The organism is Nocardioides hwasunensis, assembly GCF_014779665.1.
In the GTDB taxonomy this organism is placed as follows: Bacteria; Actinomycetota; Actinomycetes; order Propionibacteriales; family Nocardioidaceae; genus Nocardioides; species Nocardioides hwasunensis.
In genome coordinates this window covers 537,816-553,937 of record NZ_JACXYY010000003.1, presented here as the reverse complement: position 1 = coordinate 553,937, position 16,122 = coordinate 537,816, and the positions used below count along the sequence as shown (strand labels likewise).

General features: G+C 72.0%; 16 protein-coding genes. 4 read left to right on the top strand and 12 right to left on the bottom strand.

Annotated features, from left to right (window positions below):
- Positions 1 to 2: 2 nt before the first annotated feature.
- A complete protein-coding gene (locus IEZ25_RS09695) occupies positions 3 to 1,619 on the top strand; it encodes an MXAN_6640 family putative metalloprotease (RefSeq protein WP_191199177.1) in 1,617 nt (538 codons plus the stop codon).
- Positions 1,620 to 1,632: 13 nt separating this feature from the next.
- Here IEZ25_RS09695 and IEZ25_RS09690 read toward each other — a convergent pair whose 3' ends face one another.
- From IEZ25_RS09690 to cobT, 3 genes are read right to left on the bottom strand one after another with little or no spacing between them, the layout of a single operon-like run.
- The gene (locus IEZ25_RS09690) at positions 1,633 to 2,160 is read right to left on the bottom strand and encodes a bifunctional adenosylcobinamide kinase/adenosylcobinamide-phosphate guanylyltransferase (RefSeq protein ID WP_191199176.1); all 528 of its coding nucleotides are present in this window, start codon (positions 2,158 to 2,160) and stop codon (positions 1,633 to 1,635) included.
- Between the two features lie 44 nt (positions 2,161 to 2,204).
- On the bottom strand, positions 2,205 to 2,969 hold the full coding sequence (locus tag IEZ25_RS09685; protein ID WP_318152147.1) for an adenosylcobinamide-GDP ribazoletransferase: 765 nt from the start codon (positions 2,967 to 2,969) through the stop codon (positions 2,205 to 2,207).
- Positions 2,970 to 2,976: 7 nt separating this feature from the next.
- Positions 2,977 to 4,017, bottom strand: a complete 1,041-nt coding sequence (gene cobT / locus IEZ25_RS09680; RefSeq protein WP_191199175.1) for a nicotinate-nucleotide--dimethylbenzimidazole phosphoribosyltransferase — start codon at positions 4,015 to 4,017, stop codon at positions 2,977 to 2,979.
- A gap of 143 nt (positions 4,018 to 4,160) precedes the next feature.
- Here cobT and IEZ25_RS09675 point away from each other — a divergent pair, with 143 nt between their 5' ends.
- From IEZ25_RS09675 to ctlX, 3 genes are read left to right on the top strand one after another with little or no spacing between them, the layout of a single operon-like run.
- Positions 4,161 to 4,364: a hypothetical protein gene (locus tag IEZ25_RS09675; RefSeq protein WP_191199174.1), complete on the top strand. Its 204-nt coding sequence runs from the start codon at positions 4,161 to 4,163 to the stop codon at positions 4,362 to 4,364.
- Positions 4,361 to 5,461 carry a threonine aldolase family protein gene (locus IEZ25_RS09670; protein ID WP_191199173.1) on the top strand — a complete coding sequence of 367 codons (1,101 nt, stop codon included), beginning with the start codon at positions 4,361 to 4,363 and terminating at the stop codon, positions 5,459 to 5,461. The genes IEZ25_RS09675 and IEZ25_RS09670 overlap by 4 nt, the downstream gene beginning before the upstream one ends.
- 47 nt (positions 5,462 to 5,508) lie before the next feature.
- The gene (gene ctlX, locus IEZ25_RS09665; protein ID WP_191199172.1) at positions 5,509 to 6,540 is read left to right on the top strand and encodes a citrulline utilization hydrolase CtlX; all 1,032 of its coding nucleotides are present in this window, start codon (positions 5,509 to 5,511) and stop codon (positions 6,538 to 6,540) included.
- A gap of 13 nt (positions 6,541 to 6,553) precedes the next feature.
- Here ctlX and IEZ25_RS09660 read toward each other — a convergent pair whose 3' ends face one another.
- The 9 genes from IEZ25_RS09660 to IEZ25_RS09620 all read right to left on the bottom strand — a co-directional run bounded on the left by IEZ25_RS09660 (position 6,554) and on the right by IEZ25_RS09620 (position 16,082).
- Positions 6,554 to 8,416, bottom strand: a complete 1,863-nt coding sequence (locus IEZ25_RS09660; RefSeq protein ID WP_191199171.1) for a bifunctional metallophosphatase/5'-nucleotidase — start codon at positions 8,414 to 8,416, stop codon at positions 6,554 to 6,556.
- A gap of 76 nt (positions 8,417 to 8,492) precedes the next feature.
- Positions 8,493 to 9,683: an Nramp family divalent metal transporter gene (locus tag IEZ25_RS09655; RefSeq protein WP_397183600.1), complete on the bottom strand. Its 1,191-nt coding sequence runs from the start codon at positions 9,681 to 9,683 to the stop codon at positions 8,493 to 8,495.
- A gap of 110 nt (positions 9,684 to 9,793) precedes the next feature.
- Complete coding sequence (gene tatC, locus IEZ25_RS09650; protein WP_191199169.1) at positions 9,794 to 10,624, bottom strand: twin-arginine translocase subunit TatC; 831 nt, start codon at positions 10,622 to 10,624, stop codon at positions 9,794 to 9,796.
- 11 nt (positions 10,625 to 10,635) lie between these two features.
- Entirely contained in the window at positions 10,636 to 10,938 is a 303-nt protein-coding gene (gene tatA / locus IEZ25_RS09645) for a Sec-independent protein translocase subunit TatA (RefSeq protein WP_224748688.1), read from the bottom strand.
- A complete protein-coding gene (locus tag IEZ25_RS09640; RefSeq protein WP_191199168.1) occupies positions 10,935 to 11,330 on the bottom strand; it encodes a twin-arginine translocase TatA/TatE family subunit in 396 nt (131 codons plus the stop codon). The genes tatA and IEZ25_RS09640 overlap by 4 nt, the downstream gene beginning before the upstream one ends.
- 115 nt (positions 11,331 to 11,445) lie before the next feature.
- Positions 11,446 to 12,339, bottom strand: coding sequence for a ferritin-like domain-containing protein (locus tag IEZ25_RS09635; protein ID WP_224748687.1), 894 nt, complete (start codon positions 12,337 to 12,339; stop codon positions 11,446 to 11,448).
- Between the two features lie 194 nt (positions 12,340 to 12,533).
- Complete coding sequence (locus IEZ25_RS09630) at positions 12,534 to 13,310, bottom strand: ceramidase domain-containing protein (RefSeq protein ID WP_191199166.1); 777 nt, start codon at positions 13,308 to 13,310, stop codon at positions 12,534 to 12,536.
- The gene (locus IEZ25_RS09625; protein ID WP_191199165.1) at positions 13,307 to 13,963 is read right to left on the bottom strand and encodes a hypothetical protein; all 657 of its coding nucleotides are present in this window, start codon (positions 13,961 to 13,963) and stop codon (positions 13,307 to 13,309) included. The genes IEZ25_RS09630 and IEZ25_RS09625 overlap by 4 nt, the downstream gene beginning before the upstream one ends.
- Positions 13,964 to 14,039: 76 nt before the next feature.
- Positions 14,040 to 16,082 carry a PhoX family protein gene (locus tag IEZ25_RS09620; protein ID WP_191199164.1) on the bottom strand — a complete coding sequence of 681 codons (2,043 nt, stop codon included), beginning with the start codon at positions 16,080 to 16,082 and terminating at the stop codon, positions 14,040 to 14,042.
- Between the last annotated feature and the right edge of the window lie 40 nt (positions 16,083 to 16,122).

The window sequence follows — 16,122 nt, the reverse complement described above, 5'->3', positions numbered from 1 at the left end:
CCATGCGCCCCCACCCCCGCTCGCACTCCCGTTCGCACGCTCGCGCCGTCCTGCTCTCAGCCGTCCTCGCGCTGACCCTCGGCACCACGATCGCGGCGTCGCCGACGTACGCCACCGACCCGACAGCGACCCCGGACGCGACGACGCGCCCCGGCGAGACGACGATCGCCGAGGAGGCGTTGGCCGCGGCGGAGTCCGCTGTGGTCAGCGAGCCCGCGGCCGCGCCCGACGAGCGCACGGACCTGACCCTGGCGATGCGCGACCTGTTCGTCGCCAAGCACGCCCTGCGCGGCTCCGACCGGGCAACGGCCGAACGCCTGCTCGCGCGCCCGACCACGCCGCCGGACGACCCCGACGACCCGCGCGACATCTCCTACGGCCCCGAGGCCGATCTGCAGACGCAGTGCAGCGCGACCTTCTGCCTGCACTGGGTCGAGGAGGGCCAGCACGCCACGACGCCGGCCTTCGCCGCCACCGCGTTCGACACGATCACCCACGTGGCCGGCGTCTACGCCGCGGCGGGCTTCAAGCGTCCCCTGCGCGACGCCGGGCAGGAGGGCGACACCCGGATGGACTTCTACCTCGGTGACATCGACTCCGTCGGTGCTCTCGGATACTGCCGCTCCGACGCGGACGGCCCCGTCGTCGGCAGCGCCTGGTATGCCTACTGCGGCTTCGACAACGACTATGCGAGCACCCCGTGGCTCGACCCGACCGCGGCACTCCAGATCACCGTCGCCCACGAGTACTTCCACGCCGTCCAGTTCGCCTACGACGCCGAGGACGACGGTTGGTTGATGGAGTCCACGGCGACCGCGATGGAGGACGTGCTCTACACCGATGTCAACGACAACGCGTTCTTCCTCAACTACGGCCAGATGGGCGACCCGGACTACCTCGGCTACCCGCTCGCCGGGCCGTCCACGAGCCTCGACACCTTCGACCTCAACGCCTACGGCAACTGGGGCTTCTGGCGCTTCCTGACCGAGAAGCACGCCGACACGACCGCGGGCGTGCCGAACCTCGTCCGTCAGGTCTGGGAGGCCCTCGACACCACGAAGGGCGTCAACACCCGCCACTCCCTCCAGGCGATCGACAAGGTCCTCGTCGCGCGTGGCACGTCGACGCCCGAGCAGTACGCCGCCTTCGCGGACGCCAACCAGCACCCGAGCGACGTCTACAGCGAGGCCGTCGAGCAGGCGTACCCGACGGCCCCGAACACCCTCCCCACGATCCAGCTCGCCAAGAAGAGGCCGATCGCCACCCACCGTGCGCGCCTCGACCACCTCACCAGCGCCACCGGTGCGGTCCAGCCCTTCGCGGGCAGCAAGTGGCTCACCGTCGCAGTTGACCTCGGTCGCTCGACGCCGGTCCGGGCCGTCGTCACGGTGCACCGCGTCGACGGCAGCACCTCGACGACGCACGTGCGCACCAACAAGCAGGGCTACGGCGTCACGGTCGTGCCGTTCGCCTCCGCCAAGGTCGCCTCGGTCGAGGTGACCCTCGCCAACGGCAGCACCCGGATGACCGGGTGCGGCGGCGGCAGCGCGCAGGCCTGCGGCGGGACCAGCCCCGACGACGGCCTCGTCGCCGACGTCGGCTACCTGGCGGTCGGCTGAGCCGGACGGAGGCTCAGAGCCGCAGCACGCGGCCTGCGACGACGAGATGGACCTCGTCGCAGGCCGCGGCCACGCGCTGGTTGACCGTGCCCAGCAGGTCGCGGAAGAGCCGGCCCGACCGGTGCTCGGGCACGACGCCGAGGCCCACCTCGTTGGTCACCAGGACGACGTCCTGCTCGCAGGCGGCGAGAGCCTCGACCACCTCGTCGACACGGGCCAGGACGAGACCGAGCACGTCGTCGCTGTCCTGCTCCCACGCCTCGGCGGCGTCGACCACGGCGGTGAGCCACGTGCCGAGGCAGTCGACCAGCACGGGCACGTGGGCGTCGCCGATCGCCGAGGCGAGGTCCTGGGTCTCCAGGGTCGTCCACGAGCCGGGTCGACGGACGCGGTGCGCGTCGATGCGGGCGGCCCAGTCCGGGTCGGTCTCCACGTCGGGCGAGGGGCCGGGCGCGACGTAGGTCGCGGGCTCGTCGCCGAGCAGGGCCTCGGCGTGGGTCGACTTGCCGGACCGCACGCCGCCGGTGACCAGGATCCGCATGGCGCGCATCCTGTCAGAGCAGGGAAGGCTTGACGCTCCGGACCTCAGACGGTCGACGCCGCCAGCACGAGGACGGCGAACGACAGCTCGACCGCCGCGCCCAGGACGTCGCCGGTGATCCCGCCGAGGCGGCGTACGCACCTCAGCAGCAGGGCGAGGACCGCGGCCACCATGACCAGCAGCCCTGCCACCGCGGGCCACGCCGATCCCAGCCCGAGGCCGGCGAGGGCGACTGCGACGACGCTGACGAGCAGCGACGAGACCGCGAGCACGACGGGCACCGACCCGATGTGCATCGCGCCGAGCCCTTCGACGCGGGCGGCAGGCACGCCGCGCACGCAGGCCAGCGCGAGGCACGCCCGGGAGGCGCAGACCAGCAGCCCGACGGCCCACCAGGCGTGCTCGTGGCGGACGACGGCGGTGAGGCCGGCCACCTGGAGCCCGGCCACCAGCACCACGGCGACGACGCCCGCCGGGCCCACCGGACCCGTGCGCATCACCTCGAGCGAGCGCTCGGCGGAGTAGGACGCAGTCAGCCCGTCGGCGGTGTCGGCGAGGCCGTCCCAGTGGAAGGCGCGGGTGCCGAGCGCGAGCGCGAGCAGCACGACGTACGCCGTCGCGAGCGGTGGCAGGTCGATCCAGCCGCCCACCAGCACGACCAGCGCCGCGGCGAGGCCGAGCGGCAGCACGGCCAGGGGCGCGAGCGCCATCGCGAGACCGGCGACCGACCGGTCGACCCGCCCCGGGGGTGGCACGCGGACCGCGGTGAGGGTGCCGGTCGCCAGGAGCCAGGCGTCGCGCAGGATCACGGGACCATCACCCGGGCATGATCTCCGAGAGCAGTGCCACGTCGCGCAGGACTGCCACGCCGGAGCGCAGGACGGGCAGCGCAGCCACGGCCCCGGACCCCTCGCCGAGGCGCATGCCGAGGTCGAGCAGCGGCTCGAGGCCGAGCGACTTCAGCGCGTGGGTCTGGGCCGGCTCGGTGGACCGGTGGCCGGCGACCCACCAGGCGGCCGCGCCGGGCGCGAGCGCCTGCGCCACGACCGCGCACGCGACCGACATGAGGCCGTCGAGGACGACCGGGACACCTCGGGTGGCGGCCTCGATCAGGAAGCCGACGGTGGCGGCGAGGTCCGCGCTGCCGAGTGCGGCGAGCACCTCGACCGGGTCGGCGGTGCGCCCCTCGACACGCTCGAGCGCGGCGGCGATCACGTCGCGCTTGCGGGCCCACCCGTCGTCGTCGATGCCGGTGCCGCGACCGGTGACCTCGTCGGCCGGCAGGCCCAGGACGGCGGCGACGAGTGCCGCGGCCGGAGTGGTGTTGCCGATGCCCAGGTCGCCGGTCATCAGCAGCTGCGCCCCGTCGTCGACGAGCTCGCCCGCCACCTCCGCGCCGAGCGCGAGCGAGCGCTCGGCCTCGGCGCGGGTGAGCGCGTCCTCGAGGTGGATCGCGCCCGATCCGCGCCGCACCTTCCGCCCGGTCACGGCGGCGGGCAGGTCGGAGAGGTCGGCGTCGACGGCGACGTCGAGGACGGTCACCGTCACACCGTGCTCCCTCGCGAGGGCGGAGACGCCGGCCTGGCCGGCGACGATCGTGCGGACCATCGCCTCGGTGATCGCCGGCGGGTAGGCCGACACCCCGTGCGCGGCGACACCGTGGTCACCGGCGAGCACCACGAGGCGTACGTCGGTCAGCGGTCGCGGCGGCACCTCGCCCTGCGCGGCGGCGATCCACGCGCCGATCTCGCCGACCCGGCCGAGGGCGCCCGGGGGAGTGGCGAGTCCGGCGAGCCGCTCGTGCGCGCGGGCGGCGATGTCGGGCGAGGGCGGGAGGATGCGTGCGGTCTGGTCCATGGCTCAGCCAGCCTAGTGAGGGTGACGGGTCGCCGGCCTGCCAGTCTTGCCGCGTGTCCGGTCACTCCGTCCTCCGGGCTCGGCGCCGATGCTCGGCACGAGTGGCCGCTCGGCGGTTGAGGATGCTGTGGCAGGATCGCGTCATGGCTTCCTGGGCGCACCTCGAGATCACCGTCGACGATCAGGGCAACGTGGAGGTCGGCGGCTACAACGCCGACCCCGAGGCACTCGTGGAGGGCACCGAGTCGTGGGAGGACCTCCTCTCCACGCTGGGCGTCAACGGCTGGGAGCTGGTGCAGGTCCTCCCCGGCGCCGAGACGACGTACTGGTTCAAGCGCCAGGCGTGAGCGCTGACCCGGCCGCCGACCTCACTGCGCGGTTCCGCGCGGCGTCTGCGTCGGCGCAGACGGTCTTCTGGCGTGCCCCGGTCACCCCGGCGGCGATGTTCCACGACCTCGCGGCCTTCGCCGAGGAGCACGGGATCGAGCGTGACGCCTACGGTGCGCGCGGGGCCGTCGCGCAGCTCGAGGGCGAGGTCGCCGAGCTGCTGGGCAAGCCCGCAGCCGTGATGTTCCCCAGCGGCGTGATGGCCCAGCAGGCCACCCTGCGCTCCTGGTGCGACCGGTCGGCGTCGCGCCGGGTGGCGCTGCCCGACCTGTCCCACCTCGTGCACCACGAGCAGGACGGGCCGCGTCGGGTGCTCGGTCTCGAGCTGGAGTGGCTCACGACCGGTCGCGAGACCCCGACCGCCGCCGCGCTGGCGAGGGTCGGCGGCCGGCTCGGTGCCGCGCTGGTCGAGCTCCCGCTGCGCGACGGCGGCTGCCTGCTGCCCACCTGGGACGAGCTCGTCGAGCTGTCCGCGGCGGCACGCGAGCGCGGCGTCCCCCTGCACGCCGACGGGGCCCGCATCTGGGAGTCGGTGCCGCACTGGGACCGCAGCCACTCCGAGGCGGCGGCGCTCTTCGACTCCATGTACGTCTCGCTCTACAAGGGGCTGGGCGCCTCCAGCGGTGCGCTCGTCGTGTGCCCGGACGACCTCGCCGGTGAGCTGCGGTCGTGGCGGCAGCGGATGGGCGGGACGCTCTTCTCGATGACGGCAGCCGCCGTCGGGGGGCTGATCGGCCTGCGCGAGCACCTGACGAGGTTCGGCGACTACCGTGCGTGGGCGATCGCCCTCGCAGCCGCCCTGCAGCAGCGGGGCATCCGCACCTTCCCCGAGGTGCCGCACGTCGCGACCTTCCTGGCCTACGCACCCGGCACCGCCGCCGAGGTCAACGAGCGCGTCGTGACCTTCACCGAGGAGCACGGCATCACCCCGTCGGGGCTGTGGCACGACACCGACGTGCCGGGCTGGGTCGAGACCGAGCTGACCTGCTACGACGCGGCGGTGGACCACGACCCGGTCGAGGTGGCCGCGCGGCTGGCCGAGGCCGTCGGGACCTGAGCGGTCGGGATCTGACCACGGGGCCCGGGGTGACCTACATTCCTCCCGTGAGTGCCCAGGCCCCTTCCGCTGTCATCCTGATCCGCGCGACGAGCTTCGTCCCCAACCCGGCGACGGCGGCGGACAACGCGTTCCAGGCCGATGCGCCCCCGGGACAGTCGGACGACACGACCGCGGCGAAGGCGCTGGCCGAGATGGACGCCCTGGCGGCTGCCCTGCGCGCGGTCGGCGTACGGGTCCACGTCTTCGACGACGACGACCACACCCGACCCGACAGCGTGTTCCCCAACAACTGGGTCTCCACCCACGCGGGCGGCACGGTCGCGGTCTACCCGATGTATGCCTCCAACCGGCGCCACGAGCGCCGGGCGGACGTCCTGGAGATGCTCAAGTCGGAGTACCGCGTCCAGGCGATCGTCGACTACTCCGGGCTCGAGCCCGACGGGATCTTCCTCGAGGGCACCGGTGCGATGGTGCTCGACCACGTCTCGCGGGTGGCCTACACCGCGCGCAGCCACCGCGCCGACGTCGCGGTCCTCGAGCGCTTCTGCACCGACTTCACCTACGAGCCGATGGCCTTCGACGCCTTCGACGCGGACGGCGTGCCGGTCTACCACACCAACGTCATCGCCTGCATCGGCACCGAGGTCGCCATGATCGCGCTGGAGATGATCCCCGACGAGGACCGCCGCGAGCAGGTGCGTGAGCGCCTCGCCGTCACCGGTCGGACGATCGTCGAGCTGACCGAGGAGCAGGTCCGCGAGTTCGCCGGCAACGCCGTCGAGCTCTGCGGCCGTACGCCGACGGGCAGGCGCCGCTACGTGATGGCCATGTCGGCCCGGGCACGACGCTCGCTGCGCCCCGACCAGGTCGCAGCGATCGAGGAGTCGTGCGAGATCGTCGACGTCGACATCCCCACCATCGAGCTCGCCGGCGGGTCCGTGCGCTGCATGATCGCCGGCGTCCACCTCGACCACCGGCCCGAGCAGCTCCCCGAGCCCGGCGAGAACGTCGTCGCGATCAACGAGGACAACCCGGTCACGCCGGACGGCCGCTTCGTCGCCAAGGACTACGTCTGAGCGGCGGCGCGGCTCACGAGACGCTCACCGGCCGTCCGCCGGAGACCAGGCGCCAGTCGACCGAGGCGAACTCGGCCGGGTCGATCGTGCCGTGGGCCGTCACCCAGTCGATGAGGAGCTGTCGGATCTCGTTCTGCCGGTTGTAGACCACCGGCGCTGTCGACACGTGGGGGAAGCCACCGCCTCCGGACTGCCGGTAGTTGTTCACCGCCAGCGCGAACTCCCGGTCGGCGGTCACGGGCTGCCCGTCGTAGGCGAGCCCGACGATGCGCGACCCGGCGGGCTGGGCGATGTCGATGTCGTAGGTCAGCGGGGCGTCGAGGCCGGCCACGGAGTCGAAGTTGTAGTCGGGGGTGCCGTTGGGAGCCGTCGGCGTCACGGCGTTCGTCACCTGGTCCAGGGTGAACGGCCCGGCCCCGGAGACCTGCTGGAAGTAGCGCGCGGAGAACTCGAGGTAGTCCTTCACCTGCGCACCGGTGACCTTCACGGCGAGCAGCGTGTTGTCGTAGATGTAGAGACCTGCCACGTCACGCACGGTGACCTCCCCGGCGGGGAACGACGCGGAGCGGTTGAACGGCGCGGCGATCGACAGCACCGGGAGCGCGGCGTCGGCACCGACGAGCCCGGCCTTGACCGCGTCGGCCTGCACGAACTGCACGAAGTCGATGATCGGCACGTCCTCGACGACCGCGCGAGCGGCCGAGAGGGCCGCGGCCGAGGTGCCGACGGGGGAGTTGACGTAGCCCACGACCGTGTCGTGCTGACGTTGCACGGCGGCGAGGACGGCCGGGTCGCCGGCGACGGTGTTGGAGTTGAGGGTCTGCCCGTGGGCGGCGACCACCTTCCACCGGCCGCGCTCGTGACGGAGGTCGAGGTCCATCACGGCGACCCGCATGCCCCAGTAGAGCGGCTCGCAGAGCAGCACCTGCTGTCCGGTGCGCACGTTGGTGACGAACCGCTCGGGGATCTCCTTGTGGGCGTGCCCGACGAGGATCGCGTCGACGCCGGGCACCTGCTCGGCCACGAGGGACGCGGCGTTCTCCGGCCACGGCAGCGCGTCGCCGTACGACGACGAGGTGTCGGCGCCGCTGTGGGCGCTGATCACCACCACGTCGCACCCGCGGCGCCTGAGCTCCGGCACGAACTTCCTCGCCTGCTCGACGAGGCCCGGGAACTCGATGCGGCCCTCAACGTTGGCCTTGTCCCACAGGGCCACACCGGGGTTCGTCAGGCCCAGGACGCCGACGGTGAGGTGGGGGCCACCGTGGACGCGGAGCTTCTTGATGACATAGGGCGGGAAGACGGGTCGACCCGTGGCCGGGTCGACCGCGTTGGCGCCGAGCAGCGGGAAGTCCAGCTGCGACTCGAAGGTGCGCAGGGTGTCGATGCCGTAGTTGAACTCGTGGTTGCCGAGCGCGGCGGCGTCGTAGCCGACGAGGTTCATGGCGCGTGCCATCGGGTGGACGGTGCCGCCGGTGATGGGCTCGATGCGGGCGTAGTAGTAGGCCAGGGGCGTGCCCTGGATGGTGTCGCCGGCGTCGAGCGTCAGCACCGGCTGGTGCCGCAGCCGCTGGCGGGCGGCCTTGATCAGGGTGGCGGCCTTGGCGATGCCGATGTCGTCGTGGGTGGCGTTGTCGAACTCGAGGTTCTTGAAGTAGTCCCAGTTGAGGACGTTGCCGTGCAGGTCGGTCGTGCCGAGCACGGTCAGCCGTGTCGAGCGGTGCCCGTGGTGCCCGCCGTGGCGACCACCGCCGTGCGCGTCGGCCGGCGCCGGGTGGGCGACGAAACCGGCCGCGGTGAGTGCTGCGGCGCCGGTGAGCACGCTGCGACGAGCAGGACTCGGCGCGGGCGTGGGTGCAGGGGTGGACGAGGTCATGGGTCAACCACTTTCCGAGAGTTCCGAGACGGGGGTCGGTCCATCTACCTACACCGTCTCGGTCCCGGTCAACCCACTACGAGGCCAGCTGCACCAGCAGGACGGCGTTGAGGACGATGATCACCCCGGCGGCCAGGCCCCCGGCGATCGTGGTGACCGGCCGATTGACGAGCGAGCCCATCACGTCCTTGCGCGCGGTGAACCAGACGAGCGGGACCAGCGCGAACGGGATGCCGAACGAGAGCACGACCTGCGAGCCGACCAGTGCCGCGGTCGGGTCCACGCCCATGCCCAGGATGACCAGGGCGGGCAGCAGCGTGATGAGGCGGCGCAGGGTCACCGGGATCCGGCGGCGGATGAAGCCCTCCATGATCACCTGGCCCGACAGGGTGCCGACGCTGCTCGAGGCGAAGCCCGAGGCCAGCAGGCCGAGGGCGAAGAGGAGTGCCGCGCCCTTGCCGAGGGACTCGCCCAGGCCGGCGTGCGCACCCTCGATGGTGTCGATGCCCTGGCCCGAGAGGGCCGAGGCCGCCACGAGCAGGAGCGAGAGGTTCATCAGGCCGGCGATGGTCATCGCGACGATCACGTCGACGCGCTGGCCACGCATGATCGTGCGTCGCTCGGTGTCGGTGCGCGGGCGGTGGCGCTCGCTGGTGAGCGCACTGTGGAGGTAGATCGCGTGGGGCATGACGGTGGCCCCGAGCATCCCGGCGGCGAGCATCACGCTCTCGGCGCCGTCGAAGCGGGGCAGCGTGCCGTCGAGCACGGCCATCGAGTCGATGCCACTGATGGCGACGTCGTAGACGAAGCCCACGAGGATCACGCCGAGCAGGCCGACGATGGCGGCCTCGAAGTGGCGGTGGCCGCGGTTCTTGAGGCCGAGCATGGCGAACGCCACGACCGCGGTGATCGTTCCACCGACGATGAGCGGCAGGTCGAACAGGAGCTTGAGCGCCAGCGCGCCGCCGACGACCTCCGCGAGGTCGGTCGCGATGGCGACCAGCTCGGCCTGCCCCCACAGTCCGCGCACCACACGGCGGGGCAGGTGGGCCCGGCACAGCGCGGGCAGGCTCATGCCGGTGGCGACGCCCGCCTTGGCGGAGAGGTACTGGATGAGCATCGCCATCACGTTGCTGACGACCACCACCCAGACCAGCAGGTATCCGTAGATGGACCCGGCGGAGATGTTGGTCGCGAAGTTGCCGGGATCGACGTAGGCCACCGCGGTGACGAACGCCGGTCCCAGCAGGGGCCACAGCCGGCCCATCGCCCGTCGCGGACCGCCCGGAGGCCCCGGCTCCGCAAGGGAGACCGCGTCCCCCGACGCACGACGGGTCGGGGGAGCGGCGTACTTCTTGGTCTGGAACATCTCGGTCCTCAGTCCTCGGTCCACGGGGCGACCTGGGCCAGCGCCCGGGCACGGCGACGGCGGTCGATGAGTCGGGTGATGACCTCGGCCAGGATGAACAGCACCATCATCGGGATGGCGAGCATCAGCATCGAGAACGGGTCGGTGGAGGGTGTCGCGACGGCGGCGAAGACCACGGCCGACATCAGGATGATGTTGCGGTGCTTGCCGAGCTGCGCGCCGGTGACGACGCCCGCCAGGTTGAGCAGCACCAGGAAGAACGGGATCTCCACGGCCAGTCCGAAGACCAGGAGCATCCGGCTGAAGAACGAGAAGTAGTCGCCGAACTCGACGAGGTTCTCCATGCCGGCCGGGGTGAACCCGATCAGCACCCCGAGGCCCTTGGGCAGCACGTAGTAGCCCAGGGCCACGCCTGCGATGAAGAGCGGGCCGGCGATGGCGGCGAAGACCTTGGACCAGCGCTTCTCCCGGGCCAGCAGACCGGGCACGATGAAGGACCACGCCTGCCAGAGCCAGTAGGGGCTGGCCGCGACGAGGGCGGCGACGCCGCAGAGCTTGAGGTTGAGCATGAGGGGACCCGTCGCGCCGGCCACGTAGGCCGTGCTGACGGTGTCCTCCCCGATGAGCTGCTGCGCCTGGTTGTAGGGGCCGAGCACCAGCGAGAGCAGCTGGTCGTAGAAGGGGAGGGCGACGAAGAACGCCACCACCAGCACGAGCGCACAGCGGATGAGCCGGGCCCTCGCCTCGCGGAGGTGGCCGGCCAGCGACATGCTGCCGGGCGTGGAGCCCGGCTGGCTGGGGGCGATCCGCAGCACGTTGACGGCAGTGGCGATCGACATCTGAGGTCCTCTCAGCCGCGCGGAGCGTCGTGCTCGCGGGGCGTCTCGACGACGACCGGCTCAGCCACGACCGTCTCGGTGAGGACGGGCTCGGAGACCGGGGCAGCCGTCTTCGCCTTGTCGGCGCTGGCCGGCTTGTCGTCGTCCATCAGACCCTTGGTCTCGGACTTGAAGATGCGCAGCGCCTGGCCGGAGCCGCGAGCGAGGTCGGGGAGCTTGGAGGCTCCGAACAGCAGGAGGAGCACGGCCAAGATGATGATCAGCTCCATGCCGCCCAGCCCTCCGATCAGCAGCGGGGTGATGGTGGAAGTCATGCTGTCTTCCTCTCGTCGCGGAGCGGGTGCACCGCTCCTGCGGGTAGTGCGTCGGTGGCGCCGGCGGGCTCGTCGGCGTCGTCCTCGTCGTCGGTGTTGTAGGTGTCGTCGTCCTCGTCGTCCGAGTCCGACTCGTCCTCGTCACGCTCGGCGAGGACCTCCATGACCTGGCGCCGGACCATCTCGCGCGGGTTGAGGTCGCGCAGCTCGAGGTCGGCGTAGTCGTCACCGAGGGAGGTACGGAGGTCGTCGCGCACGGAGTCACCCATGCGCTTGGCGGCCTTGATCCCCTGACCCAGCTGCTTGGCCAGTCCGGGGAGCTTGTCGGGGCCCATCAAGATGACCCCGAAGAACGCGATGACGGCGAGCTCGGGCAGTCCGATGCCGAACATGTGATCTCCTCTCAGCCGCTCCCGGCGGTCCGGGCGCCTCGCGACGCCCGGACCACCGGTGAGCGTTCGGGACCGGTGCCGCGAACGAGCAGAGCGCTCGATCGCGACACGGAGGTCACGAGCTCTTGTTGACGGCGCCGTTGACGCCGCGGGGGAAGAAGCCGCCCTTGGTGACGGACTTCGGGTTGAGGTAGACCACGTTGAGGACCTGGCCCGGCGTGCGGCTGAAGGCGATGCCGTTCTTGTCCGTGGGGACGAGGTTGGCCTTGCCGGCCTCCGAGCCGATGCCCTGGTCCTTGGTCGACTTGCCGTCGAGGCTGTCACGCGCCTTGGAGATGGCCTTGGCGGCGTCCTGCAGACCCTTGGAGTAGAGCGCGCTGCGCACGATGCCGGCGTGGTAGGCCTCGACGGCCAGGATGCCGGCGGCAGCCTCCAGGTAGGTCTTGTTGGTGATGAGCGGAGCGGCGCCCTTGTAGGCCGTGACGCCCACGTCCTCGAAGACGAACGCAGCGAGGAGGAAGTTGTCCTCGTTGGCGTAGGGGTCGAAGGTCTGGCCGGGCTGGATCAGGCCGGCCGCGGTCGCCGCGGCGGTGAAGCTCTCCTGGATGTTGATGGCCGGACGCGCCACCTTGGCGCCGCCCAGCGCCTTGCGCAGGAAGCTGACGTGGTCGAGCTCGTCGGTGGCGATCTCCTCGGCGTACTTGCGGATCGCCGGCGTGGCGAACTGCACCTGACGGCCGCCCTTCACACCGCCCTTCTTGCCCTTGCCGGAGGTGAGCTTGTCGTCGAGGCCCTTGCCGAAGGCGGCGTACTGGTAGAACTCCGCCTCCAGGTACTCGAGGTTGAGCGCGAAGTTGAGGACCGCTCCGTCGCTGACGCCTGCGGCCTGCGCGGGCGCAGCGGTCATCCCGCCGAGTGCTCCCGCGCCGACGACGCCGAGACCGGCGACTCCCGCCGACTTGAGGAACAGGCGCCGGTCGGTCTCGTTCTCGGCGCTTCGGTTGATCATGTCTGTGACTACTGCCTTGCCGAACATGCGTACTCCATTCAGAGGTGTCGCTGTCGCTTCGAGGTCGCCGAGCCTCCGACGGCCCACCGGGACTGAGGCCCGATTGGTGTGACCTAGGACGTTCGGCACAGTGGGCGACAACGGATTGGGCCGAATCTGACTAGCTCGACCATCTCCACCCGGATGGATGAGTTTCAGGCTGCGGGGCGCAGGCGCTCCGAGGCGTACATCCGGAACAGCCAGTAGGCCGCGACCGCGCACAGCAGGTGCCAGACGGCGTGGCCCTGCAGGAGCGAGTGCGGGTCGCACCAGCCGGCGTTGCTGAGCAGCCAGACGGTGAAGGCGAGGAGCATCGCGGCGAGGGCGACGACGCCGTGGCGGAGGACCAGCACCGACTCCGCGCGCCGCCAGACGAGGAACTCCAGCACCACGGCCGCGACCAGGAGGAGGCCGAACGCCAGGTTGCCGGCGTAGTGGACGACGGGCACGGGGCCGGACCAGAGCCCGGCGGCCTCGCACGCCGCGACGCAGGCGACGTACGCCGTCGCGAAGGCCGCCGTGCCTCTCCGGGTCCAGCGCACCCACGCCCACGAGGCGGCGAAGCCGGCGACGAGGTACATGCTCAGCATGTCGAGGTGCCCGCCCCACGCGCTCTGGGTCGCGTGCATCGCCGCGGAGCCGGGGCCGAGCAGCACGACGACGCACGCGTAGAAGGTGGCGACCCGCATCGGCAGCACGCTGTCGGGGGACCGGCTGCCGGCGCGACGGGCGACCAGCAGTCCGGCGACGACGAAGCCGAGGTTGGAGAGCGTGTTGGCCGGCTGCCGCACGAGGCCGTCGCGCGCCGCCTCGCAGAAGTTCGCGCCTCGGCCGACGTCCGGCCCGAGCCAGCCCTGCCCGATCGCCACCACGAGCAGCGCGGTCGAGCTCACCGCGACCGCGCTGGCGACGGCGATCGGAGGAGTCCTCACACGAAGCCCTCCTCGACCAGGACGCAGCCGCCGCTGGTGATCACGTGGGCCTGGCCGGACCCGCCCGCCACCCGGCACCAGCTCTCCACCACGAGGCGGTTGCGGTGCAGGCTCAGGGAGAACCCGCCGTACATCCCCGGATAGGGGAACCACAGCGAGTCCAGCGGCTCCAGTGCGGCGACCTCGGTGGCCACCGGTCGGTAGGCGACCGGTGGCAGGCCGTCGGTCCGCTCGGCGACGAGGGCGTCGAGGTGGCTGTCCCAGGCGTCGTGCCTCCGGCGCAGGGACGCGGTCACCTCCGAGGTGGCGAGCGCATCGACCAGGTGCGCGTGGCCGCGGTCGCGGGCGAGGTCCACCGGGCGGGCGCCGTCCGCGGTGCGGAGCGAGCGCCAGGCGCCGAGCTCCACGAGCCGGTCCACGACGCCGACGGGTGCGCCGAGCCACGCGGCCTGGTGCAGCGGGCTGAACCAGCTCGAGCCGCCGATGCGCCACTGGTTGGCCCCGACTGCGTGGGACGACGTCAGCTGGTGCAGGACGGTGTCCCACGCACCGACCTTGGCGGCGTCCGCCAGCCGGTGGGACGCCGCGACCACGGTGTCCTTGAGGACCTCGGGGTCCACGACCCCCGGCCACGTGCCCCGCTGCTGCTCCATGGCGTGATCAGACCACATCGACCCGGCGACGGGTCCGACCACGCCACGGATGCGGTGTCGCGCGGAGATGCCGGTGTCAGCGGCTGCGCGTCACCTGCACGACGGTGGGCCGCGGACCGGAGAACTGGCCGGGGCGGCTGGCGGCGCCGGTGGGCACGAAGTCCGGGAAGCGGGACTGCGGCGCCTCCCACGAGCCGTCCTCGCCCGGGTGCTGGACGGCGACGAAGACCGAGCCGTCCCGGTCGTGGATCACCGGGCCGCAGGTCTCGGCGCCCGAGGGGACCGCCAGGAACTGCTGCACGTGACCACGCTCGGGACCCTCGACGGGCACCTTGAAGAGGCCGTCGCTGAGCTTGATCGCGCTCGGCTGCCCGTCGGTCGAGATCCAGAGGTTGCCGACGCTGTCGAACGCGACGTTGTCGGGACAGGAGATCGGCGACACCGGGCCGGTCCAGCCGCCGAAGTAGGTGCCGGCCGACGCCGCGTCCCCGCAGACGAGCAGCAGGTTCCAGGTGAAGGTGGTCCGGGTGTGGTCGGCGCCGTCGGGGACGATCTCGACGATGTGGCCGTCCTTGTTGGCCGCACGCGGGTTGGGCTCGGTCGGGCCTTCCTTGCCCGGCTTGCCGCGATCGGTGTTGTTGGTGCAGGCGACGTAGATCCGGCCGTTGTGCGTGCTCGGCTCGACGTCCTCGGGCCGGTCCATCTTGGTCGGCATCACCGCGTCGGCGGCCAGGCGCGTGTAGACCAGCACCTCCTCGAGGCTGAAGCCCGGCACCATCGACCGGCCGTCGCGGGTGAGCGGGATCCACTCGCCGGTGCCGTCGCTGACCCCGTCCTCGAGCCCGTCGCCGGTGAACCGCGCAACCGAGAGGTCACCCTCGCTGAGCGGTGAGCGCTGCCCGTGCCGGCGTCCGGCCCGGTGGTGCCCGCCGCCGCGGACCCGGTCCTTCGACACGAAGCGGTAGAGGTAGTCGAAGCGCTCGTCGTCGCCCATGTAGGCCACCACGTGCCCGTCGCCGTTGAGGATGACGTTGGCGCCCTCGTGCTTGAAGCGGCCCATCGCGGTGTGCTTGACCGGGGTCGAGCGCGGGTCGGACGGGTCGATCTCGACGATCCAGCCGAACCGGTTCGGCTCGTTCTCGTAGTCAGCCGTGGTGGCGTCCCAGCGCGGGTCGACCGAGCGCCAGTTGCGGGTGTCCTGGGTGGCGGAGAGGCCGTAGCGGGCCTCCTTCGGGTCGGTCCCGGTGGCGCGGAAGTACTGGTTGAAGTTCTCCTCGCCCGACAGCACGGTGCCCCACGGGGTGGTGCCGCCGGCGCAGTTGTTCATCGTGCCGCGCACGGTGCGGCCGGTCGGGTCCTCGGCCGTCTTGAACAGGTCGGAGCCGGCGGCCGGGCCGTCGAGGACGAAGGGCGTGTCCAGGGTGATCCGGCGGTTGAGGCGGGCACCGGGGACGTAGGTCCACCTCTCCCCGCGACGCCGGCGGGTGAGCTCGACGACGGACATGCCGTGGGCCGCCCAGGCCGTGCGGATGACGGTCTCGGAGTCGGTGCCGGGCGGGAACATGATGGTCTCGTTGGTGTACTCGTGGTTGCACACGAGCAGCGCCTTCGTGCCGGAGCGGTTCGTCTCGATGATGTCGAGGTAGTCGTTGTTGTAGCCGAACTGGCCGGCCTGCGCCTCGGGAGTCTGGTGGGCACCGTCGAAGGCGGGAGCGCCGCGCAGGATCGGGTCGCCCCAGCGCAGGATCGGGTCCCAGCGGTAGCCGGCCGGGACGGTCACCGTGTCGACCGTCGTGGCGACGGGCGCGATCGCGGTGAAGGGCAGTGGGTCGCGATGTCCGTGCCCGGGGTGGCCGTGACCGGGCCCGCCCGTGCCGGGCTTCGCGGCGGCCGGGAGGGCCGGCACGGCGGTGAGGGCGGCAGCTGCGACACCGCTGCCGACCACCGTGCGGCGGCTCAGGGCCTGGGCGGCGACGTCGCGGAAGTACGACGTGTCGGTGCCGTTGGGAGCGGCGGCGAAGCAGGCGTCACCGCAGCGCAGGTGGCAGGTCACCGCGCTGCGGTTGCCGTGGGTGCGATCGGCCATGGGGAGCAGGGGCAGGGGGGTGCGGGGGCTCATGGTGAGGGACCTTCCGAGAAGCGGGGGATGACCCTCCGAC